At 59.8% G+C, this 22,570-nt stretch carries 20 protein-coding genes; 15 read left to right on the top strand and 5 right to left on the bottom strand.

The window, feature by feature from the left end; genetic code table 11:
* The first annotated feature begins 297 nt into the window (after positions 1–297).
* The 7 genes from F7R20_RS16240 to F7R20_RS16210 are packed head-to-tail and all read left to right on the top strand — an operon-like array spanning position 298 to position 8,470.
* Positions 298–2,055: a carbamoyltransferase family protein gene (locus F7R20_RS16240; RefSeq protein ID WP_003197115.1), complete on the top strand. Its 1,758-nt coding sequence runs from the start codon at positions 298–300 to the stop codon at positions 2,053–2,055.
* Positions 2,039–3,169: a glycosyltransferase gene (locus F7R20_RS16235; protein WP_003197117.1), complete on the top strand. Its 1,131-nt coding sequence runs from the start codon at positions 2,039–2,041 to the stop codon at positions 3,167–3,169. The genes F7R20_RS16240 and F7R20_RS16235 overlap by 17 nt, the downstream gene beginning before the upstream one ends.
* A complete protein-coding gene (locus F7R20_RS16230) occupies positions 3,170–4,066 on the top strand; it encodes an antimicrobial resistance protein Mig-14 (RefSeq protein ID WP_003197118.1) in 897 nt (298 codons plus the stop codon).
* Between the two features lie 8 nt (positions 4,067–4,074).
* Positions 4,075–5,493, top strand: coding sequence for a PIG-L deacetylase family protein (locus tag F7R20_RS16225; RefSeq protein WP_027911957.1), 1,419 nt, complete (start codon positions 4,075–4,077; stop codon positions 5,491–5,493).
* A 60-nt stretch (positions 5,494–5,553) separates the two neighbouring features.
* Positions 5,554–6,438, top strand: coding sequence for a DUF6625 family protein (locus tag F7R20_RS16220; RefSeq protein WP_003197122.1), 885 nt, complete (start codon positions 5,554–5,556; stop codon positions 6,436–6,438).
* Positions 6,435–7,589 (top strand): glycosyltransferase family 4 protein, encoded by a 1,155-nt coding sequence (locus tag F7R20_RS16215; RefSeq protein WP_003197124.1) that lies wholly within the window; start codon positions 6,435–6,437, stop codon positions 7,587–7,589. The genes F7R20_RS16220 and F7R20_RS16215 overlap by 4 nt, the downstream gene beginning before the upstream one ends.
* Positions 7,586–8,470, top strand: coding sequence for a glycosyltransferase (locus F7R20_RS16210; RefSeq protein WP_003197127.1), 885 nt, complete (start codon positions 7,586–7,588; stop codon positions 8,468–8,470). Before F7R20_RS16215 ends, F7R20_RS16210 begins: the two co-directional genes overlap by 4 nt.
* Positions 8,471–8,559: 89 nt before the next feature.
* Here F7R20_RS16210 and F7R20_RS16205 read toward each other — a convergent pair whose 3' ends face one another.
* Positions 8,560–10,416: a bifunctional O-antigen ligase/aminoglycoside phosphotransferase family protein gene (locus F7R20_RS16205; protein ID WP_003197129.1), complete on the bottom strand. Its 1,857-nt coding sequence runs from the start codon at positions 10,414–10,416 to the stop codon at positions 8,560–8,562.
* Positions 10,417–10,569: 153 nt separating this feature from the next.
* Here F7R20_RS16205 and msbA point away from each other — a divergent pair, with 153 nt between their 5' ends.
* The 7 genes from msbA to F7R20_RS16165 all read left to right on the top strand — a co-directional run bounded on the left by msbA (position 10,570) and on the right by F7R20_RS16165 (position 18,051).
* Positions 10,570–12,372 (top strand): lipid A export permease/ATP-binding protein MsbA, encoded by a 1,803-nt coding sequence (gene msbA / locus F7R20_RS16200; protein WP_003197131.1) that lies wholly within the window; start codon positions 10,570–10,572, stop codon positions 12,370–12,372.
* Positions 12,373–12,554: 182 nt separating this feature from the next.
* Entirely contained in the window at positions 12,555–13,259 is a 705-nt protein-coding gene (locus tag F7R20_RS16195) for a sulfotransferase family 2 domain-containing protein (RefSeq protein ID WP_003197133.1), read from the top strand.
* The gene (cysC, locus tag F7R20_RS16190; protein ID WP_003197137.1) at positions 13,252–13,860 is read left to right on the top strand and encodes an adenylyl-sulfate kinase; all 609 of its coding nucleotides are present in this window, start codon (positions 13,252–13,254) and stop codon (positions 13,858–13,860) included. Before F7R20_RS16195 ends, cysC begins: the two co-directional genes overlap by 8 nt.
* Before the next feature lie 99 nt (positions 13,861–13,959).
* A complete protein-coding gene (hldE, locus tag F7R20_RS16180) occupies positions 13,960–15,381 on the top strand; it encodes a bifunctional D-glycero-beta-D-manno-heptose-7-phosphate kinase/D-glycero-beta-D-manno-heptose 1-phosphate adenylyltransferase HldE (RefSeq protein WP_003197139.1) in 1,422 nt (473 codons plus the stop codon).
* 106 nt (positions 15,382–15,487) lie between these two features.
* Positions 15,488–16,462: a glycosyltransferase gene (locus F7R20_RS16175; protein ID WP_003197141.1), complete on the top strand. Its 975-nt coding sequence runs from the start codon at positions 15,488–15,490 to the stop codon at positions 16,460–16,462.
* Between the two features lie 5 nt (positions 16,463–16,467).
* Positions 16,468–17,172 (top strand): hypothetical protein, encoded by a 705-nt coding sequence (locus F7R20_RS16170; protein WP_013692123.1) that lies wholly within the window; start codon positions 16,468–16,470, stop codon positions 17,170–17,172.
* Positions 17,173–17,244: 72 nt separating this feature from the next.
* A complete protein-coding gene (locus F7R20_RS16165) occupies positions 17,245–18,051 on the top strand; it encodes a hypothetical protein (protein WP_003197145.1) in 807 nt (268 codons plus the stop codon).
* 2 nt (positions 18,052–18,053) lie between these two features.
* Here the strand turns inward: F7R20_RS16165 and F7R20_RS16160 are convergent, their stop codons facing one another.
* The 4 genes from F7R20_RS16160 to F7R20_RS16145 form a co-directional block, all read right to left on the bottom strand.
* Complete coding sequence (locus tag F7R20_RS16160; protein WP_003197147.1) at positions 18,054–19,019, bottom strand: hypothetical protein; 966 nt, start codon at positions 19,017–19,019, stop codon at positions 18,054–18,056.
* A 34-nt stretch (positions 19,020–19,053) separates the two neighbouring features.
* Entirely contained in the window at positions 19,054–19,866 is an 813-nt protein-coding gene (locus tag F7R20_RS16155) for an aldo/keto reductase (protein WP_003197149.1), read from the bottom strand.
* A complete protein-coding gene (locus F7R20_RS16150; RefSeq protein WP_003197151.1) occupies positions 19,863–21,038 on the bottom strand; it encodes an NAD(P)/FAD-dependent oxidoreductase in 1,176 nt (391 codons plus the stop codon). The genes F7R20_RS16155 and F7R20_RS16150 overlap by 4 nt, the downstream gene beginning before the upstream one ends.
* A gap of 191 nt (positions 21,039–21,229) precedes the next feature.
* Positions 21,230–21,562: a DMT family transporter gene (locus F7R20_RS16145; RefSeq protein ID WP_003197153.1), complete on the bottom strand. Its 333-nt coding sequence runs from the start codon at positions 21,560–21,562 to the stop codon at positions 21,230–21,232.
* Positions 21,563–21,665: 103 nt separating this feature from the next.
* Here F7R20_RS16145 and F7R20_RS16140 point away from each other — a divergent pair, with 103 nt between their 5' ends.
* The gene (locus tag F7R20_RS16140; protein WP_003197154.1) at positions 21,666–22,556 is read left to right on the top strand and encodes a LysR family transcriptional regulator; all 891 of its coding nucleotides are present in this window, start codon (positions 21,666–21,668) and stop codon (positions 22,554–22,556) included.
* Positions 22,557–22,570 lie beyond the last annotated feature (14 nt).

Raw genomic sequence — 22,570 nt, 5'->3', positions numbered from 1 at the left:
GGATGTTCAGATACTGCATGGGGGCAGGCATCGCTCGTTGTCGAAAGTGTGTACAAGCGTTTACGTGCCCACAAAACACGACCGGTCGATGTGTTCAAGGTTAAAAATCTTTAGCGCCGTGAGCGTCAATGAGTGCCCGAGCGACAGTGCTCAACAAGCTCCCACTCACTGCTAGAGGTTTAAGGGCGCTTTTAAGCTATAATCCCGCCCTTTAGCTGCCCCGTGCCCCAGATACGCGGCACATCAATTTTTCGAGGCGCTTGTCGCCCGTATGCAGACATAAGAGGCTAGACCCCTGTGGCATTGACGATTCTTGGCCTGTCCGGCGCCCTTAGCCATGATCCTTCCGCAGCGCTGTACATTGACGGCAAGCTGATCGCGGCGGCCGAGGAAGAGCGCTTCGTACGCGATAAACATGCAAAGAACCGCATGCCTTACGAGTCGGCGAAGTTCTGCCTGGAGCAGGCCGGCATCAAGCCTTCCGACGTCGATGTGGTGGCGATCCCCTTCGCCCCGATCAGCCTGTTCGGCGAGGCGCGCTGGCACTACGCCAAGCGCTACTGGTATGCCCCGGACCGGGCCCTCGACGCGATCCTGATGGGCAACCGTCGCTACAAGCGCTATCGCCGCAAGATCGTCTGGTGCCTGGAGCAACTGGGCTTCGATCCGAAAAAGATCAAGATCGAGCCGGTCGAGCATCACCTGGCCCACGCCTCCAGCGCCTACCACTGCTCGGGCTTCCAGGAGAAAACCGCAATCCTGGGCATCGACGGCAAGGGCGAATACGCCACGACCTTCTTTGGTTATGGCGAAAACGGCAAGATCCACAAGATCAAGGAGTTCTTCGACCCGGACTCCCTGGGCGGCCTGTACGGCGCGATCACCGAGTTCCTGGGCTTTGAAATGCTCGATGGTGAGTTCAAGGTCATGGGCATGGCGCCCTACGGCGATGCCACCAAGTACGATTTCTCGCGCCTGGCCTCTTTTGAAAATGGCGAACTGGTGATCAACACCGACTACGCCAACGTGATCGGCCTGCGTCGCTATAAAGAGAAGGGCAAGGGTTTCTACTTCTCGCCGAAGCTGATCGAATGGCTCGGCCCGAAACGTGAAGGCGACATCGCCGATGAGCCGTACATTCACTACGCGGCGAGCATGCAAGCGCTGTTCGAGAAGCTCGCGCTGCAAATGATCGATCATTACCTGGGCGACGTGCTCAAGGAAACCGGCAAGCTGGCCTTCGCCGGCGGCTGTGCGTTGAACGTCAAGTTGAACCAGAAAATCATCGCCCGTGACGACGTCAAGGAGCTGTTCGTGCAACCGGCTTCCGGCGACGCCGGTACTGCCGTGGGTGCGGCGGCTTATGTGTCCCACGCCCGTGGCGTGCCAGTAGAGAAGATGGAGCACGTCTACCTCGGCCCGGCCTACAGCAACGAAGACGTGATCGCTGCGTGCGCCCGTCATCCGAGCAAGCCTGCGTGGCGCAAGATCGACAACACCCCTGAGCGCATCGCCAAGATCATGGTCGACGGCAACCCGGTGGCCTGGTTCCAGGGGCGCATGGAGTTTGGCCCGCGAGCCTTGGGCGGTCGTTCGATCATCGGTTGCCCAAGCGCCAGCGGCGTGGCAGATCGGATCAACGAACAGATCAAGTTCCGCGAACGCTGGAGGCCTTTCTGCCCGTCGATGCTCGACACCGTTGCGCCGCAGATGATCAAGGTCGACCACCCGGCGCCATTCATGACCTTCACCTTCGAAGTGGCCGAAGAATGGAAAACACGCGTGCCGGAAGTCGTCCATGAAGACGGTACTTCCCGGGCCCAGGTGCTCAAGCGCGAATACAACCCGCGCTACTACGACATGATGAAGGCCCTGGAAGTGCTGACCGGCAACGGCGTGTCGCTGAACACCTCGCTCAACCGTCGTGGCGAACCGATGATCTGCTCGCCGACCGATGCGCTGAACATGTTCTTCGGTTCCGATCTGCAATACTTGATCATGGAAGACATCCTGGTGGTCAAAGACGGCGTGGACGCTTATGACACGCTCGGCTGAGCGACATGTGCTGCAGTTCTGCCACGGTTATGACGGGCCGTTCCTGGACTGCGCCCGTCAGTACGCCAGCCTGTTCGCGGGCACTGGCTATCGCGTGACCACGGTGTTTCTCACCGGGGCGGCGGACGCGCAAGTTGCCGCCGCTTGTGCCTCGGACGAGGTGCTGTTCATGGAGTACCGCTCCAGCGCCATTCGTGGCCTGAAGCTGGGCGCCATCAGCGACCTGCGCAAGATTGCCGCCTCGCGCAATTTCAGTTTCTGCATTGCCCATCGCTTCAAGCCGATCTACATCGCCCTGCTCGGCACTCGCCTGCCGGTGATCGGCGTTCATCATGCCTTCGGTGACTACAAGCGGCGTACCCGCCGGCTGTTCGCCCATGTTTTTCGTAAACGCCTGAGCCTGCTCGGGGTTTCCGATGCGGTGCGTGACGACATGCGCCGCTGCCTGCCGAAATGGCCGGCGGCCCGGATCCAGACTCTCTACAACCGCATCGACCTCGATGTCACGCAGGCCAGCCTGGTTTCTCGGGAGGAGGCGCGGCACACCCTGGGGCTGGACGCACATGCCTGGATTGTCGGCAATGTCGGCCGCCTGCACCCGGACAAGGACCAGGCCACCTTGTTGCGTGGTTTTGCTACGGCGTTGGCATATCTGCCGGCCAACAGCCAGTTGGCGATTCTCGGTGAGGGGCGTCGGGAGCCGGAGCTGCGGGCGTTGGCGCTGAAGCTAGGCATCGCCGACCGCGTGCTGTTGCTCGGCCAGGTGCCCGAGGCGCGTCGTTATTTCCGCGCGTTCGATGTGTTCGCCCTGAGTTCCGACCATGAGCCGTTTGGCATGGTGCTGCTCGAAGCCATGGCCGCCGGTGTACCGTTGCTGGCTACTGCTTGCGGTGGTGCCAAGGAAGTGGTCGAAGGCGTCGGCATCCTGTTTCCGCTCGGTGACGCCGAGCACATGGCTCAGGGGCTGCAACACCTGGCGGCCATGGACGATCTGCAGCGTCGCCAATGCGCCGAGCTGATGCTCGACCGCTTGCGCGAGCGCTTCTCTGATCGCGCCGTACGCGAGGCATTCTGGCGTTTGCCCCAAGTCAACGAACTGGCGCCGAGGGCCTGAATGTTCAATCGATTCCAAGGCTGGCGTGAGCGCGGCTGGACAGCCGTAGACGCGTCGATTTATGCCCAGGCCTGGCAGCGTTTTGGCGGCAGTGTGGCCACCCATCCCCTGGTGGTCGAGCGCCTGGCGGCCCTGGCCGGGATTCCCGTGCGTTATCTGGCGTTCGAGCAGAACGGTGAACTCAAGGCGGCCATACCGACCTGGGGCCGCGACCTGGCGTTGTCCAAGGACGTGCTCAAGCGCAGCGGCAAGAAGGGCTTGTTCGATCTGGGTAATGCCGAGCTGATCCTGCCGGCGGCGCCCGATGCGCAAGCACCGTTGCGTCATCGTGGACGTTACCTGTCGGCCCTCAACGAGGGGCGTTTCAGTGGCTTGAAGTTGCAGCAGGAACAATTGGCCATGGCCCGCACGCCGGAAGAGCTGTCCAAGAAGTTTCGCTACAACCAGCGCCGTGAGCTGCGCTTGCTGGAAGAGGCGGGCGGGGTGGTGCGGCCGGTCGACGAGTTTTCCAGTGCCGAGCTGGCTTCGATCTACTGCGACCTGTTCCTGCGTCGCTGGGGCTTTGCGGCCACCGGTGCCGAGCGCATGGGCGAGGTGATCGAGTTGCTGCGCGAATGGCTGATCGGTTCGGTGATCTTCCTCAACGATGCGCCGATTGCCATCCAATTGGTGTATCGCGTCGAAGCGCCCGAGTGGATCAGCGTCGAGTACATCAACGGTGGTGTCGACCCACAGACTCGCGAATTCAGCCCCGGTAGCGTGTTGAGCTTCCTCAACACCCAGAGCGCCTGGGAACATGCCCGTGCCGCCGGCAAACCGTTACGTTTTTCGTTCGGTCGGGCGGACCGGGAGTACAAGGACCGTTGGTGCAACCCCGTGCCGGTGTTTACCGTATGAATCCACCGATCAGTCGCAAGCAACAGTTGCTCAAGCGCCACCGTCGCAACAAGCGCGCGGGGCTGCTGCTCGCCCTCATCGCACTGGTCTTGCTGGGGGTGGCAGTGGCCTGGTGGTTGCCCCTGGTGTTGGCGGTGCTGGGCTGGATCGCCCATGAGGCGTGGTTCGCCGATCATCTGTTCTATTCGCCCAGGGATGATTACCAGTACAGCTTCCCGCCGTTCACCCAGCAACCCAAGGTGCACCTCAATGCCGGGCGGCTGCGGCTGGACGAAGGCGTGATTCTGGACGATGGCGCGACGTTGATTCTCGCGTTGCGGGTCAAGAGCACCTGGCTGGGGTGCTTCATCGACCCGGTTGTCGAAATGTTGGGCGGTGAAAGGGACCTGCAAACTTTCGAGCGCGGGGTCAACGGCCTGCGCTATCTCAATCTCAGCGAGCAGGGCCCGGCGTTGTCCCGAGGTGAGCTGCGCCTGCGCGGGCGCCATTGCCGTTTGCTGGGCGAGCCGACGCTATGGTCCTTCACGTCGCCGCAAGTGCAGCGCCAGCGGGTGATGGTCATCGCTCCCCATGCCGACGATGCGGAGCTGGCCGCCTACGGCTTGTACAGCCAGGCTGACGAAGCCTGGATCGTCACGCTGACCGCCGGTGAAATCGAAGCCGAACATTATCGACAGATGGGCTTGGACCGCGTTGAAGCTGCGCGGCTCAAGGGCCGTTTGCGCGCCTGGGACAGCATTGCCGTACCGCGTTGGGCGGGAGTGCCTGAAGCGCACTGTGTGCAGTTGGGTTACTTCTGCCTGCAACTGGCCGCCATGCAAGCGGCGCCGAGCCAACCCCAAGGTTCTCGCGAGGCTGACCTGAGCGATACCCGGCTGTTCCGTCAGTTGAACCCGTTCCTCCTGCCCGGCGATGCCGACGGCGCGCCGACCTGGGACAACCTGTTGGCGGACCTGCGCGAACTGCTGCTCAAGGCGCGCCCGGAGGTCATTGTGTTGCCGCATCCGACCCTTGATCCGCACCCCGACCATCTCTGCGCCCATCATGCCGTCCTGCAAGCCCTCGAAGGCCTGGAATGGCAGCCGACCACGCTGTTGGGCTACGCCAATCACTTGCACGACAACGATCGTTGGCCCATGGGCAATACCGGAGAAGGCGTGGCATTGCCGCCGGTCTTCGATCCAGGTCAGTTGATGCAACCCCTGAGCTTGCCTTTGTCATTGGCAGCCCAGCGGGACAAGGCCATGGCCTTGGGAATGATGCATGACCTGCAACCGCCTGCGCCTTTGAAGCGCCGGTTGAGGCGGTGGATACAGTATGTCCTGACCCGTAGAGTGGGGTCTGTTTATGGCGAGAACGATTTTTTCCGCAAAGCGGTCAGGCGTCACGAGCTCCTCTGGCTGCTGACACCTGCGAAGCACAGGTAACACATAAATGACGCATAACCACCTCCAGCGTCCTTCGTCCTTGGTGAATGTGAGCTTGCTGTGATCAATCCATGCCCGCGTATTCTTTTTATCATTCCGTATTTCGGACGCTGGCCGTTCTGGATGCCATTGTTTCTCGAAAGTTGCCGGCGTAATGCTGATATTGATTGGCTGTTGTTCAGTGACTGCGGTGTTCCGGAAAATCTTCCACCGAACGTGACGGTCGAAAGCACCACGTTCGAGGCGTATTGCCAGCTGGTTTCCCGGCGATTGGAGATCGAATTCAGGCCGAAACAGCCCTACAAGCTGTGTGATATCAAGCCTGCCCTCGGGTACATTCATGTCGATCGTCTCGACGGCTATGACTTTTGGGCTTTTGGCGATATCGACCTGGTGTACGGTGATCTTCGGCAGTATTTCACCGCTGAACGCCTGGCCAGCCATGACGTGTTTTCCACCCATGAGCGACGTGTCGCTGGCCATTTGTGCTTGATACGCAACAGCGCCCGTGCGCGTGAAGTGTTCAAGCTGATCAAACACTGGAAAGAACGTTTTACCGATGATCGGCACCACGCGTTGGACGAAGGGGCGTTCAGCCGTATTTTCCTGTGGCGCAAGAATTTTCCCGAGCCGCTGTTTACCCTGGTGGGTAAATTCAATCCATGGCGTCGACGCAGTGAGTTCACAGAAGCGTTCAGCACGCCGGGTGGTTGCATAAAGTGGCATGACGGTTCGGAGAATTTCCCCCTTCGCTGGTACTGGCGTAATGGTCGTCTGACGAATGATCGGGATGGGGACCGCCTTTTCCCTTATTTTCATTTCGTCTGCTGGAAGCGCAACGAGTGGTCGGCCCTGCCCGAGCCAGATCCTGCCGGGATACAACGGCTGGCGACATCGCCTGCCTGGATGATTGATGCGGCGGGTTTGCACCAAGGAGAATTATGAGTCAGCGGTTGAAGGTGCTGCAGCTGCAGCCGGATTACAACGTTAAGCAGCATGATTTCGCCGATCTTGCGGAACAGATCGTCAAGGCCCTGCCCAGTGAGCGCTACGAGGTGACAGCGGCTTTTTTGCGTGGTCGCCCGGGGCCTGGCGAAGCCGTCAGTCGGGCAGACCGTTCGGTTTATTTCGAGTTTTCCGACAAGGCGCTCAAGGGAATGCGCCTTCGAGCGATGTGGCAGTTGTACCAGTTCTGTCGCCGGGAAAAATTCGATGTTGTCGTGTGCAATCGTTTCAAGCCCGTCAACATGATGTTGCAGCTCAATCGATGGCTGAAAATCCCGCTGTGCATCGGCATTTCCCACGGGTTCGGGGAATATGACCGGTTTTATCGTCGCCGCCAGACGCAGCGGCTGGTGGATCGCCACTGGCGGTTTGTCGGCGTGTCGCCGGCCGTCAAGCAGTATCTGCTGGACTGTCGTTGCGGTTTTACCGATTCCAATACCTACGCCATCACCAACGCCATTGATATCCAACAGGCTGAAGCCTTGCAGCACCCGCGAGAGCGCGCCCGTGAACTGTTGGGTATCAGCCCTTCGGTGAGGCTGATTGGTGCCTTGGGTCGGTTGGTTCCGGTCAAGGGGCACACATACCTGCTGCAAGCCTTTGCCGCGCTCAAGGACAAATACCCTACGGCCCAACTGGCGATCATTGGCGCCGGACGGGAAGAGTCCCGGCTGGCGGCGCAGATCGATCAGTTGGGGCTGAGGGATCGCGCCCACCTGTTGGGCTTCAAGGAGAACGCTCTGCAATACGTGAGGGCATTCGATATCTGGACCATGCCCTCCCTGGCCGAAGGCTTGGGCCTGGCGCTGCTGGAAGGCATGAGTGGACATCTGCCGGTGATCGCTTCGGACGTACCGGCCATGTTGCCATTGATTGAGGGGGCCGGAGGCCTGGCGGTAACGCCCGCCGATGTGCCGAGCCTGATAACGGCACTCGACACCTACCTGGGGCTTTCGGACTCCGAGCTCAAGGCCTGTGGCGAGCGAGCCTATCGATACCTTGTCGAGCAGCACGATATCGAAGTATTCCGTCGGCAATACCTTGAGCTGATCGAGACCGGCCTGAATGAAGCCAAAAAGGAGCAGTCATGAGTGCCGCGCAACCTGTTGTAAGCGTGATCATCGCGTCTTATAACCATGGCCGATACATTGAGGAATGCATCCTCAGTGTCCTGGGGCAGACCTATCCGAACATAGAGCTGCTGGTCATCGATGATGGCTCCACTGATGACAGTGTCGAACGTATCCAGCGCTTGCAGGCGGTGCATGGCTTCGACTTTCGGGTCCAGCAGAACCAGGGGCTGACCAATACGCTTAACGAAGCAGTCGCCCGCTGCAGTGGCAGCTTGATTGTGCCGTTTGGTTCCGACGACATTATGCTGCCCGAGCGGATTGCCGTTCAGGTGGCCTACATGGACGGCAAGCCCGAGGTCGGTATCTGTGCGGGTAATATCGAACTGATCGATGCCGACGGGAATCTTTTTCCCGAGAGTCGTCAGAACCGCGAGGTACCCTTCCGGCGACTGGATTTCGAAGACATGTTCATGGAGCGCAAACCCTACCCGCCGGCACCGACCCTGATGATTCGTCGCGAGGCGCTGGAGAAGGTAGGTGGGTTCGATCCGCAGATTCGCCTGGAAGACCTGTTGATCGAGCTGAAAGTGACCCGGGCCGGTTATTTTATCGATGGCCTGAGCGTCTTGATGGCGCGCTATCGCAAGCACGCAACCAACTCCTACAAGAACCATCGGTTCATGACCGACAGTATTCTGCGCACCTATGCCTTGTTCAGCGATCATCCGCTTTATGACCAGGTACGCTATAAGTTTCTCAATTCCATGTTCCTGAAAACGTCCAACCGCGACCACACGTTCGCCCGTGAATTATTGGCGCAGATTCCCTTCAGGGCCTGGAATAAAAAAACCTGGCGGGGCTTGGGTCGGCTGTTTTTCTGCCCGCTGGAAAAACACTGAAGCCCGACCACCTTTGGCGGAAAAATCCAGGCCGCTACATTCGGTATCGAAGAGCGGCCTGCGCTAAAAGTCTGGGATTCGAGGGGGCATCATGCCCGGGCTGGGTTGCTTCCCGACAAAATACGCTTTTGCAGGTTATCGACGGCCGGTTTTGAGGCAACCTTGGCGTAACCGTCAAGCAGCGCCTCAAGATGTTGTTCGAAAAGCCAGCCGTAATCTTCCTTATAACGCTGCATGTGGCGCAGATTGCGCTGGCGAAGCGCGATCCTGAGGGACGACGGATAGAGATGCAGGTCGGCGACATCGATCAGGCCGAATTCACCGTTTTCCAGCACCAGCACATTGCCCAGATGCAGTGAGCGAAAGTAAACACCTCGCTCGTGCAGTTGCGCCATGAACTTACCAAAGCCTTCGACCAGGGCGTGGCGCTGCGCGGGCGTAGAAGTATCTTGCAGCGCCTGGCGCAAGGTTATCCCTGGGAGGGGAACGTAGTGCACCGCGCTGCTGCCGTCGTTCAGATGGTACACGTGGCGGATTGTCGGGCTCGGTATTCCCAGGTTTTGCAATTGTTGGCTGTGCACCGCAAAGCGCTCGGAATAAGGATTGAAGCCGCCCGAGGTGTACCAGCGGCGTGCGCGAAACAGCTTGAGAAAATCTCCCCCCTCCAGGCGCAGGACTTTTGGTCCCAGACCGTCGGATTCGATCACTTGGGCGCCTGAGGCAAGGCTGTCCAGGGCTTGCGGTGTCAGCCGTTGCACAGGCGTGACCAGCAAGCGCCTGGCGCGATAATTGATGCTCAAGGCGGCGATCAGGGCCAGGGGGATCCACAGCAGGAACCAATGCTCCTTCGGCCGGGAAAGAATGCCGCCACCTTCAGTCAGCCCCGCTGCCATGCCGTATACCAGCCAGGTGGAAGCGACCACCAACAAGGGCTGGACCCGATAACGCCAGCTGCTCAGCAAGCTCCAGGCCTGGAAAAAGATCCATGGAACAAAGCCAATAATCCCGACGTAGTACAGGACGCCGAGGGCAAAGTTATGAGGCTCCGCCAGCATGTAGCCGATGCCTGGATCCACCTCCAGGTCGGCGCCGTAGCCGTGACCGATCCAGGGATGCTCGGCTATCGCCTGCAAGATGATCTGCCAGATCTCGAAGCGGTACGAGTCCCCGCGGGCGAAGATCATCTCGTAAAACAATACGCCTGTGACGCCGCCGCCAATGATCAGGAGACTGAACAAGGCAAGCGAACGACGATTCCAGCAAAGGACGCCTATCCAGATGGCGGCGGCGCACAATGCGACCAAGGGGGTCCGTGAGCCGGTAGCGACGACTGCGGTGAACATGACCAGGGCCGCAGGGACGGTCAGCCAGAAAATATGGCGATTTTTCCAGAGCATGCTCAGGCTTAACCAGTAGACGCAGAAAAAGCCGTACAGGTGTGAGGCGAGCAGTGGATTGTCGAAGGCGCCGCCGCCAATCAGGCGCATTTCCGGCTGATATATCTGGGCAAACGCATATAAGTTGTAGAGCGTGGCGATCAGGGCGACCGTTGCCGCGCAAAACAGTAGAGGATGCAGCAGGTCGCTACGATAGCGCACCAACAGGTAACAGCCGACGAACAAGAACACGGTATGCAATGCGGTTTTGATCGGGCGTGCGATTTTTTCGGCCTCGGGTGCCCACGACAGGCTGATCAGCGCCCAGCCCGCGAATATCAAGAGGGCGACGAAAACCGGCTCGCGGATCAGTTCCTTCAACGCGCTCGGCCTCAGGCACACGGCTATGAGGGCGGGGATGCTGAACAAACCGTAGAACAATTTATGGTGCTGGCTGCGCCCCGGCAGAAAGAACAAGGCGCACAGCAGCAGCAAGAAGCCAAGCGGAAGAATCCATTGGCAGATGAAGTCGAAAACTCTATTGGACGTGGCGAGGTGCTTGGATAACATGCTTAGGAATTCATTCCTGAAATCGGTTGGCCATTCAAGGTGATGGCTTTTTGGTGTTTTGCAGACGCGTAACAATAACAGCCTTAGCGGTTTGCCAGAACACCGAAGAAGCTGTGTTAAAGTCAGCCTCCTTTTTATCGATATTCGCGTGATATGGCCGACTCCAGTCTTCCCGCAAGCCCTTCGAGCTTGAAAATCTATTTCCGCCTGCTTGGCTACGTGAAGCCCTATATCGGCTTGTTCGGGCTGAGTATCATCGGGTTCCTGATTTTCGCTTCCACCCAGCCGATGCTCGGCTACATCCTCAAGTATTTCGTCGACGGCCTCTCCAATCCGAACGCGGTGCTGTTTCCGACGGTCCCTTACCTGCGTGACCTGCAGTTGCTACAGGCCGTGCCGCTGCTGATCATCGTCATTGCTGCCTGGCAGGGATTGGGTTCGTACCTGGGCAATTATTTCCTGGCCAGGGTTTCGCTAGGGTTGGTACATGACTTACGGGTGCAGTTGTTCAACAACCTGCTGACCCTGCCCAACCGCTATTTCGACAAACATAACTCGGGTCACCTGATTTCCCGTATCACGTTTAACGTGACCATGGTGACGGGGGCGGCAACGGATGCGATCAAGGTCGTTATCCGTGAAGGCATGACCGTGATCTTCCTGTTCGCGTCACTGTTGTTCATGAACTGGCGCCTGACCCTGGTGATGGTGGCGATCCTGCCATTGATCGCGCTCATGGTCCGTACCGCGAGCAAGAAATTCCGCAAGCAAAGCAAGAAAATCCAGGTTGCGATGGGCGACGTGACGCATGTCGCCTCCGAGACCATCCAGAGTTATCGCGTCGTGCGCAGTTTCGGTGGCGAGGTCTACGAGCAGAAACGCTTCCTCCAGGCCAGCCAGGGCAATACCGACAAGCAGTTGCGCATGACTCGTACCGGTGCGATCTACACGCCGGTGTTGCAACTGGTGATTTACAGCGCCATGGCGGTGCTGATGTTCCTCGTCTTGTATTTGCGTGGAGATGCTTCGGCGGGCGACATGGTGGCCTACATTACCTTGGCCGGTTTGCTGCCCAAGCCGATTCGCCAGCTGTCGGAAGTCAGTTCCACCATCCAGAAAGGCGTGGCGGGGGCCGAAAGCATCTTTGAGCAGTTGGATGTCAAGCCGGAAACCGATACCGGTACTATCGAGCGTGATGCTGTCAGCGGGCGGTTGGACGTGCGCCATCTGAGCTTCACCTACCCGGATACCGACCGGCAGGTACTGAACGACATCAGCTTCTCTGTCGAGCCTGGGCAGATGGTTGCATTGGTGGGGCGTTCGGGCAGTGGTAAATCGACCCTGGCTAATCTGATTCCGCGTTTCTACCACCATGACGAAGGCGAGATACTGCTCGATGGTGTTGAGATCGAACAGTACAAGCTATTGAATCTGCGCCGTCATATTGCCCAGGTGACCCAGCATGTAACGTTGTTCAGCGACACGGTGGCCAACAATATCGCTTATGGCGACCTGGCCGGTGCGCCGCGAGTCGATATCGAGAAAGCGGCTCAAGACGCCTATGCCATGGACTTCATCAGGCAGCTGCCTCAAGGCCTGGACACTCAGGTCGGGGAAAACGGCGTGTTGCTCTCCGGCGGCCAACGCCAGCGCCTGGCCATTGCCAGGGCCTTGTTGAAAAACGCCCCGCTGTTGATTCTGGACGAGGCGACTTCCGCACTGGACACCGAGTCCGAACGACACATCCAGGCTGCGCTGGACCAGGTGATGAAAGGCCGTACGACCCTGGTGATAGCCCACCGTCTTTCGACCATCGAAAAAGCCGATCTGATCCTGGTGATGGATCAGGGGCGCATTGTCGAGCGCGGGACCCATGGCGAACTCCTGGCGCAGAATGGTTATTACGCACGCCTGAATGCCATGGGGCTGGACGCTCCGGCCCAGGATATCGCCTGAATACAAGTGGAACCTGCGGGGCTGGGCCGGCTCAGCCCCCAAAGGCATTTGTAACAAGGTCGATACCCATATTGACCAATCCACCATAAATCTACGACTCGCGCTTGGTAAGGTTCTGGCCACAGGACTTTCCTGGACTCACCTCTGTCATCGAGGGGGCACCCTCTCGCGCGAGTACTTGAATGCTGCAACGTTATCTCTGGAAGCTACTGCCCAAGTCGCAGCGCTCCTTTCTATTGGGGCGCCTGTCGGTTGTCGACCGACAGGTCGTGAACAAATCGATGTCGGCCAATTGCCGTTTCCCCGAAGCTTTCGCCCAGCGCGGCTGCCTGTTCATCCATGTGCCCAAATGCGCCGGCAGCAGTATTTGCGTGGGGCTTTTCGATGGCTACAGCCCGGGTCACCTGCCGTTGTATTGGTACGAAGAGCAGTTCGCAAAGCAGTACGCCGCCAGTTTCAAGTTTGCCTTTGTTCGTGATCCGCTGGAACGTGCATATTCGGCCTATGCTTTCCTGCGTGGCAACACCTTGGGGCCGCGGGATCTTGCGGCCCAGAGACTGGTTGGCCAATACCGCGACTTCGATGATTTCGTCGCGCGTTGGCTGCATCCGGAGAACATCACCCGGCAAATGCATTTCGCTGCCCAGACGGACTTCCTTACCGACTCCCTCGGCCACCTGGCGATGGACTTCATCGGTTATCAGGAATACCTCGGTCGGGACTTTCAGCGAATATGCGAGCATCTGGGGCTGGCCGCGACGTTGCCTCATGTGAACCGCACCCGGCAGCGCGCTGCGGTGCCGGTAAGGGAAATCTGCTCGGTACGGACCCGTCGGCTGGTGCGGCGGGTGTACCAACGTGACTACGAGATGCTTGGTTATGAATGAAACGTCAAAGGTATCGATGCAACAGGTGCAGATTCGTCCTTGTGCGCAGGCGCTCACGCCCGAGGATCGGGCCACCATCAAAGCCCAGCGCCCCCGCTGTATCTGGCTGACCGGGCTGTCGGGGGCGGGCAAGTCGACACTGGCCAATGCCCTGGAAGTCCAGCTCAACCAGATGGGCCTGCACACGGCCCTGCTCGATGGCGACAACCTGCGCCAGGGGTTGTGCCGGGGCCTGGGCATGGATGCCGAGGCCCGCAAGGAAAATATCCGTCGCATTGCCGAAGTGGCGCGCTTGATGATCGACGCCGGCCTGATCGTCATCGTTGCCGCCATCTCACCGTTTCGCGCTGACCGGGAAGCGGCCCGACAGCTGTTCCCCGAGGGCACCTTCGTGGAGGTTTATGTGAGTACCCCTTTCGGTGTCTGTGCCCAGCGTGACCCGAAGGGGCTGTACCGCGAAGCCCTTGCCGGGCGGATCAAGAACTTCACCGGGCTCGACAGTCCCTACGAGGCGCCGCTTGCGCCGGACTGTGAGATCAACACCAGCGAGGTGGATCTGGCCCAGGCTTGTGCGCGACTAACGGCGTTGCTGCAAATCTGATCGAGCACACATCCTGGCTTCGCGTTGCAGCCATGGACAAGCCTTCGTTCGCCCTGTGCTAATATCCCCGCCCTGTTCATTTTGTATGTGGGATGCTCCATGAAGTTGTCCATGCCGCGATTCGATCAAGCCCCTGTATTGGTGGTCGGCGATGTCATGCTCGACCGCTATTGGCATGGCGGTACCTCACGGATTTCCCCTGAGGCGCCGGTACCGGTAGTCAAGGTCGAACACATCGAGGATCGCCCCGGTGGTGCCGCCAACGTTGCCCTGAACATCGCCGCCCTCGGCGCGCCGGCTTCCCTGGTGGGCGTAACTGGCGACGACGAGGCTGCCGACAGCCTGACCAACAGTCTCAAGGGCGCCGGCGTGCGTGCGATATTCCAGCGCATCGCGCACCAGCCGACTATCGTCAAGCTGCGGGTCATGAGCCGTCACCAGCAACTGCTGCGCATCGACTTCGAAGAACCTTTCGCCACCGATCCCCTGGCCCTCGGTGCCGAGGTCGACAACCTGCTTGAAGGCATCAAGGTGCTGGTGTTGTCGGACTATGGCAAAGGCGCGTTGAAAAACCACCAGTCGCTGATCCAGGCCGCTCGTGCCCGTGGCATTCCGGTCCTGGCCGATCCCAAGGGCAAGGATTTCTCCATCTACCGTGGTGCCAGCCTGATCACGCCGAATCTCAGTGAATTCGAAACCATCGTTGGTGGTTGTGCCGATGAGCACGAACTGGTGAGCAAAGGCGCGCAACTGATGCAAGACCTCGACCTTGGCGCCTTGCTGGTAACCCGTGGCGAGCATGGCATGACCCTGTTGCGCCCCGATCACCCTGCGTTACACCTGCCGGCCCGTGCCCGTGAAGTGTTCGACGTGACGGGTGCTGGCGACACCGTGATTTCCACCTTGGCCGCGGCGATTGCTGCAGGCGAGGAATTGCCCCATGCGGTCGCCCTGGCGAACCTGGCGGCAGGCATTGTCGTCGGCAAGCTCGGCACGGCAGCTATCAGCGCCCCCGAGCTGCGTCGCGCCATCCAGCGCGAGGAAGGCTCCGAGCGAGGCGTGCTGGGCCTGGAGCAACTGCTGCTGGCCGTTGACGACGCCCGTGCCCACAACGAAAGAATCGTCTTCACCAACGGTTGCTTCGACATTCTGCACGCGGGCCACGTGACCTACCTCGAGCAGGCCAGGGCCCAAGGCGATCGCCTGATCGTCGCGGTCAATGACGATGCATCCGTGAGCCGTCTCAAAGGGCCAGGGCGTCCGATCAACAGCGTCGACCGGCGCATGGCGGTCCTGGCCGGCCTGGGTGCGGTGGACTGGGTAATCAGCTTCAGCGAGGGAACGCCGGAAAACCTGCTGCGCCAGGTCAAGCCGGATGTGCTGGTCAAGGGCGGTGACTACGGGATTGATCAGGTCGTGGGTGCGGACATCGTCACGGCCTACGGCGGTACAGTGAAGGTGTTGGGGCTGGTGGCAAATAGTTCGACGACGGCGATTGTCGAGAAGATTCGCAGCCGTTGAAGGGATCATTTTGTATTCCAGAGAAGGCCTTATATGGCAAGCGTTGCCTTTGCGGCCTGAGCTTGCTCATGGGGCCAGCTCGTTTCGTTTCGTGGTTAGTTAACTTATGAAAATCATGCTTCTGGTTATGGATGAACAGCGTGTGATCCTTGATCGATTGTATGCAGTCGTGCGAGAGAATTGCGACGACTGCACAATCTATCGCTTGAGTAAGCCGCAGCAAATGAAACTTGGCAAGTTCCTGGCCTCGGTCAATTATGAAGATTTCGATCGGGTGGTGATTTTTTCGCGGGTCAAGCGCCTGGCACCGCAATTGAGCGTATTGAAGTGTATTCCGGGGCTGATCTTCCTGGAGCACGACGCTTATCAGAACTACATGCCTGAAAGTAAATATCAGGGCGTTTACTCGCGTCTGTACCGTCGTTTGCCCAGTTGCCGCGCCTTGGTGTCAGGGGCTGTGGTGGCTCGCCGGATGCAAGCCGAGAACATCGATGCGGTGTTCGTCTCCAAAGGTTATGACGAACAGATGCTGCGCAATACCGACAGTGTCCGCGATATCCCCATTGGTTTTCTCGGCAGTCTCAAGAGCACTGAATATGCTCAACGCAAAGCGCTGCTTGAATCCCTGGTACAACGCACCGGCATGCTCGTGACACGCACCCAATCGGGGCGCGAGTATCTGGAGACACTCAACCGCATCAAGATCTTTGTCAGCGCCGACCTGGGAATGGGGGAGTTCATGATCAAAAACTTCGAGGCCATGGCCTGCGGTTGCGTGTTATTGGCCTGGAGTCAGGGCGAGGAAGATCGACTGCTGGGCTTTGAGGACATGGAAAACACCGTTTTCTATCGTTCCGAGGACGAGGCGGTGCAGAAGCTCGAGCTGCTGCAGCGTGATCCGGAACTGGCCGCGCGGATCGCCCGCAATGGCCAAGCCTTCGCCGAGAGCCGCTATTCTTTTGCGCGTGTCGGGCGGGCCCTGGCCGAGGAAATCCAGCGTGAAATGCGCCCCTGGCAAGCCCCTTCGGTATTCACTCGCGGATGGGTCAAGCTGCGTTATGGCATGAATGTGCCGGGGTAAACGACATGGCGGATCGTGTACCTCAAATCAATGATGAGATGGCGCTCGATAGATTGCCGGGCGGTCATCAATCGCTGGCGGAGGCGTTGCCCCAGGCGTTGAAGGACTGTTTGGGAAGAGCGTCACGGGTGGTGCTGGTGGCGAATAATCCAGCGATCACTGCGGCCGATTTCCAGGCGCTCGATATCGGCAGTGACGACGTGGTCGTGACCTTCAATACCTGCGTGAAGTCGGCACTGCTCAGCCCGCGCAGCGTTAATGTGTTCGTCCATGGCTTTAATGCCCCCGACGCTTATTTCTTCGGCCTGCCTTACAACGCCGAGGTCCAGCGATTGTTCGACCAGCCCGACGCACGCTGCTTCACAATGTTGGTGGGGTGCACCGGGGATATGTCGCCACTGCCGGGCGTGGCCTTGTTTTGGGAACGCATTCCATTACCGCCTTTGTGGAACTATCCGGTCAACAGGGAGGGTGGCAAGCGCTATGTCGGTCCTTCGACGGGCTTCAATGCACTGGTGCTGTTCGATTGGTTGCGCGGCCATGCCGGTTATACCTATCAAATCATGACCCTGGGTTTTTCCAACGAGGCGGGAAAGTTCTGGAGCGGGCACGCTTGGGAATATGAGCGGCAATGGCTGCTCGAGGCCGATGTGAGTGTTGTGCCGTTGCAACGCTGCCGTTGGTGGCAAAGGTGGTTTCGTCGCCCTTGAGTCGCATTGGCAAGTTGAGCCATTTGATGCGATGCCGCCGGGCAATTCTTTTTTACGACAAGGGCAGGACGCGTGTTGAAAGTTGCGCTGGCTTTTTTTGGTATTCCGAGAAACTCGGAAATCTGTTTTCCCTCTATTCAAGAGAACGTCCTGGCACAGATTCCTGCCGGGAGCGAAGTACAGTGTTTTTATCATCTGTACAAAATCGATGAAATCCGCAATCCGCGCTCGGGGGAGCAAGGTGAACTGAAAGCGGACAACTATGCGCCGTTCAGCACCATGACCGGTCGCCTCGACTCTACCGAGGGAGTCCTGGAACGCTGGGACTTCGAGCGGGTCAAGTCCTTGGGCGATACCTGGGGAGATGAGCATGCTTCGCTCAGAAATCTGATCTACCAGCTCAATTCCCTGAATGCCGTGACGGCCATGATGGAACCGTTTGATCCGGATTTCGTCGTATTTGTGCGCCCTGACAATTTCTACCACACAGCGCTTCCGGCATATGTGTTCGCTCATCCTGATGCACGCAGATTGAATGCCTACATCCCGGACTGGCAATGGTGGGGGGGCTTGAACGACCGTTTCGCTATTTGCGGGCGTGATGCCTACCGAGCCTATGGCAAGCGTATCGAACGTATTTTCGATTTTTGCGAGGCAACGGGTAGGCAACTGCATTCCGAGCGGCTGCTCAAATACGCATTGCAACAAGCACAGGTGAAGGTTTGCACCCTGCCGACCACGGCGTCACGGGTGCGAATCGATGGCGCCTTCGCCGAAGAGTCTTTCTCACCCAAGCGTGGCATGGGTAAGCGCGAGAATCGCTATTTCCATCTGTTTGCACGGTGGCGAACCTATCTGGATAAGCGGCGTTCCAGTTGACGCTATTTGTGTAGCGTCCCGCGAACCATGCGCATCAGGCCCATGGCTTTCTTGTGCAAGGTGGTCAGGCCTTGGCGACGAGGCGTGTGCACTTCCAAGCCTTGTTTCACCAGCCAATCCTTCCAGCGGATGCGTTCGTCGCGGACCACCCAGCCCTCTTGGCTGGCGAAGCTTTCGGCCAGGTGCAGGCCTCGGGTGCTGGCCGCAATCAGTTGATCACGTTTAAGCGTATAGAGCTCACCAATCGGCTTGCCATCTTCAAGCGGCATCAGGTACAGATCGGGCCGTTTGCGATCCAGGCGCGCGACCAACTGGTCGCCTTCCAGACGCTCATCGACGTGAAACAGGCTCAGGGACTTGGCTTCCTTGGGCACATCCAGGCGCAAGTCATAAATCAGTTGCAGCGATGCCGTCGGCAGGTGCACGTAGGCCCGTGGTCGCTCGATCAGTTGCAGGTTGGCGCTGCGCACCGGGCGGGCCGATCCCGAGAGTGGCGTCAGCCGAAACGGCAAGGCTTCGCGGTAATGCAGGGCCGTGGCGTAGGGGGCCGGCAGCCAGGTGTCGTTGAAACGCCCTCCGAGCCAGCCTTCCGGGGTTTCCAGCAGGCATTCTTCGGCAATTTCGCTGATGGCGGTGAGCAGCGGCAGGTTCAGCTCGTGGGCCGGGACGTAGCCGGAAATCAGCTTGAGCACCACATCGCCGCGATCCTGCCGGCGCTGGCGCACCAGTACCCAATAGTCGCGGTTCTGCCAATGCAGGGTCAGGCGCACGGAAACGCCCAGGTTTGCCAACTCCAGGGAAAAACGCTCGGTATCGGCCACGGCTACCGGGCGGCGGCGCTGCAAGGTCTGGGCGAAATTCAGCGGCATCCCGACGCTCTGGTAAGTCAGGCCTTCGGGTGTCGCTTCGACGAACAGGGGTAGGGTCTTGAAGTTGCTGGGATTCTTTCTGATGAGCGTACGCGGCATGTCGGCTCCTTCCTTAAGGCCGCGTAGGGCGGCGTCAGTTTTTACGCAGGACCTTGGCTACGGTCGCGACGTTATGGGCGAGGTGCAGCGGATTGATGGTGCCGACAATAGCACTGGCGACACCAGGATGCTCAAACAACAGTTCGAAGCTGGCGCGAACCGGGTCTACCCCGGGGCTCAGGCAGACGTGACCACTGGCCAGGGCTTTCTTCACCAGGATCGCTTTGCCGTGTTCGCTGGCGTAGTCAATGACAGCCTTTTCGTTTCGTTCGTTCAGATTGTAGGTGACCATCGCACAATCGCCTTGCTCCAGGGCTTTCAAGCCACCGTCGACGGTCTTGCCGGAAAAACCGAAGCCGCCGATCTTGCCCTCGCGCTTGAGCGCCGCCAGGGTCGGGTAGACCTCGCTGTCGTTGAGGATCGCCAGGTCGTTGCCATCCGAATGTACCAGGACCAGGTCGATATAGTCGGTTTCCAGGCGCTTGAGGCTGCGTTCCACCGAAAATCGGGTATGGGCGGCACTGAAGTCGTGGCGCGATTGGCCGTCGCTGAATTCTTCGCCGACCTTGCTGACAATCACCCAGTCCTGGCGTTGGCCGCGCAGCAGCGGGCCGAGGCGCTCTTCGCTGCGGCCATAGGCCGGCGCGGTGTCGATCAGGTTGATACCCAGGTCGCGCGCCAGTTTGAGCAACATGCGCGCTTCGTCGTCATCGGGGATCTGAAAGCCGTTGGGGTATTTGACGCCTTGGTCGCGACCGAGCTTGACGGTGCCCAGGCCCAGGGGGGAGACCCGCGGGCCGTCATGGCCCAGGGGGCGATAGAGGTCATGCAGGGTCGGTTGGCTCATGGCAGCAGTTGCTCCCAGGCAGGGACGCCCATGGGCGGCTTCGGCAGGTCCGGCAGTGGGGCCGGGTGGCTTGGCTGGATACCATCGCGTTGCAGGGCATTGACCACCCGATCGGCGAAGTCCGGCGCCAGGGCCAATTTAGTCGGCCAGCCCACCAGCAGGCGATCCTGTTCGGCGAGGAAGGCGTTGTCCGGGCGGGTCAGGCCTGACTGCAACGGTTCGGCGCGGTCAACCCGCAGCGTGGCCCATTGCGCGGTGCTCAGGTCAATCCAAGGCAACAATTGGCCGAGTTCTTTCTGGGCGGCGGCGATCTGCGCGGCAGGCTCGCGGGTCACGCCATCACCTTCGGCCAGATCGCCACCCACGTACCAGACCCATTGGCCATCGGCCGCCGGGTGGGTGGTCACGGTGACGCGCGGCTTCGGTCCGCCGCCCAGACAATGGGCGTAGAGGGGCTTGAGGCTGGGGCCCTTGACCAGGACCATGTGCAACGGTCGGCGCTGCATGGCTGGCTGGTCCAGGCCCAGGGCGCTGAGCAGGTCGGCGGTGCCGCCCCCGGCGCTGAGGACAATGCGCTGGGCACGAATCTCGCGGCCATCGACCTTGAGTCCGATCAGCTCGCCACCTTCGCGCAGCGGTTCGATGTGCTGCCCGGCCAGCAAGCTGTCGCCGGCCAGTTCCGCCAGGCGCGCGATCACACTCGGCACGTCCACCACCAGCTCGGCCAGGCGATAGACCTTGCCCTTGAAGCGCTTGTCTTGCAGGGCCGGTGGCAACTGATCGCCCTTGACCTGATCGACCCGCCCGCGCACGGCCTTGCTGGCAAAGAAACTGGTGAGGTTGCCGGCCAGGGTGCCGGGGGACCAGAGGTAATGGGCATCGGACAGCATGCGCACGCCGGACAGGTCCAGCTCACCTTCACCTTTCAGGGCCTCACGCCAGCGACGCGGCATGTCGGCGATGGCTTCCGAGGCACCGGTCAGGGCGCCGTGCAGGGCGTACTTGGCGCCGCCATGGATGATGCCCTGGGATTTGACACTCTGCCCGCCGCCGAGGCTGGCGCTTTCCACCAGCACGGTCGAAAAACCCTGGCGACGCAGGCGTGCATTCAGCCAGAGGCCGGCGACGCCTGCGCCGACAATCAGAATGTCGGTGGAAATAACGGATGGCATGAGCGACCTCAATGTTCAAGACGAGGGCGCAGTATACAGACTCGATGCAGAGGGAATTTGTTGGCGATCAACCTGTGGGAGCAAAGCTTGCTCGCGATACAGGCAACTCGATTTCTTTAAGACCGCAGAGCCGTCATCGCGGGCAAGCCTTGCTCCCACACGAGCCTTGTTCCCATAGTTTCTGACTCTTGTTAGTGCCCGGCAGTCTTGGAAAAGAGTTGGATCACGACAACCCCGAGAACAATCAACGCCATCCCCAGCATCGCCGGCACGTCCAGTTTCTGCCCGTAGATGAACAGCGCCGCCACACTGACCATGACGATCCCCAGCCCGGCCCAGACCGCATAGGCCACGCCCACCGGTACGGTGCGCACCACCAGCGTCAGCATCCAGAATGCGGTGCCGTAGCCGACGATGACCAGCAGCAAAGGCAGAGGTGTGCTCAGGCCCTTGATCGCTTTCATTGAAACGGTGGCGATGACTTCGGCGCAGATGGCGATGGCCAGGTAGTAGTAGGCGTTCATGAGCGGTTCCTCTTCGACGGTTGCGTCTTTCGATGGGGCCATTCTAGAGATGGGGCAGATGCGGTAAAGTCATTACCTATCTGTAATGGAGATAGGTTGAGCCATGAACGTACAGTGGAACCTGGAGCAATTGCGGCTATTTGTCGGGGTCGCCGAGAAACGTTCGTTTTCAGCCGTGGCCCGGGATCAGCGCAAGGCCCAATCGGCCATCAGCAGTGCGATTGCGTTGCTGGAGACGGATTTGGGCGTGAGCCTGTTCGAGCGCAGCAGCGGTCGTCAGCCCAGGCTCACCGACGCTGGCGAAGCCTTGCTTGAAGAGGCCAGGGAAGTGCTGCGTCAGTGCGAGCGTCTCAATGGCCGGGCCCTGGCCCTGATGCGCGGGCAGGAAGCGTCGCTGCGCCTGGCCCAGGACGAAGCCATGCCCTATCAGCCGGTCATCGACAGCCTGGCGGCCCTGGCCGAGCAATTCCCCACCCTCGAAGTGCAACTGGCCAGCGCCGCCCAAGGCGATGTGGCGCGCAAACTGGTGGAGCGCCGCGCCGACCTCGGCTTGCTGTTCTATCACGACCAGATCCCCGAGGCGCTGGAGCGCCGGGTGCTGGGCAGCGTCGAGATGGTGACGGTGTGCGGCAGGGGCCACCCACTGGCGAACCATGCTTATGTGACCTGCCGGGAAATGGCCCGGCATCGCCAGTTGTTGATGGCGACCCAGTCCAGTGTCTATCCCGGCAGTGAGCAGGCCAGCCCGCAGGTCTGGCGGGCCGACAGTTTCTATGTGCTGGCCGAATGGCTGAGGAGTGGCCTGGGCTGGGCCTGGTTGCCTCGGCATGTGGTGCAATACCCGGCGTACCTGGGCGACATGGTCGAACTCAGCAGCGAATGGACCCCGCCGGCCCTGGTGGTGGAACTGGTCTGGCGCCGCGACGAACCCCTGGGCCCGGCCGCGCGTTGGCTGGCGGAACGTTTTGCCGTGCAGTTGCAGGCGATTGGCTGAAAAACCGATAAACT

Origin of the sequence: Pseudomonas brassicacearum subsp. brassicacearum, assembly GCF_008801605.1 — a bacterium.
Classification (GTDB): Bacteria; Pseudomonadota; Gammaproteobacteria; order Pseudomonadales; family Pseudomonadaceae; genus Aquipseudomonas; species Aquipseudomonas brassicacearum.
This window is presented reverse-complemented; position numbering and strand designations above follow the sequence as displayed.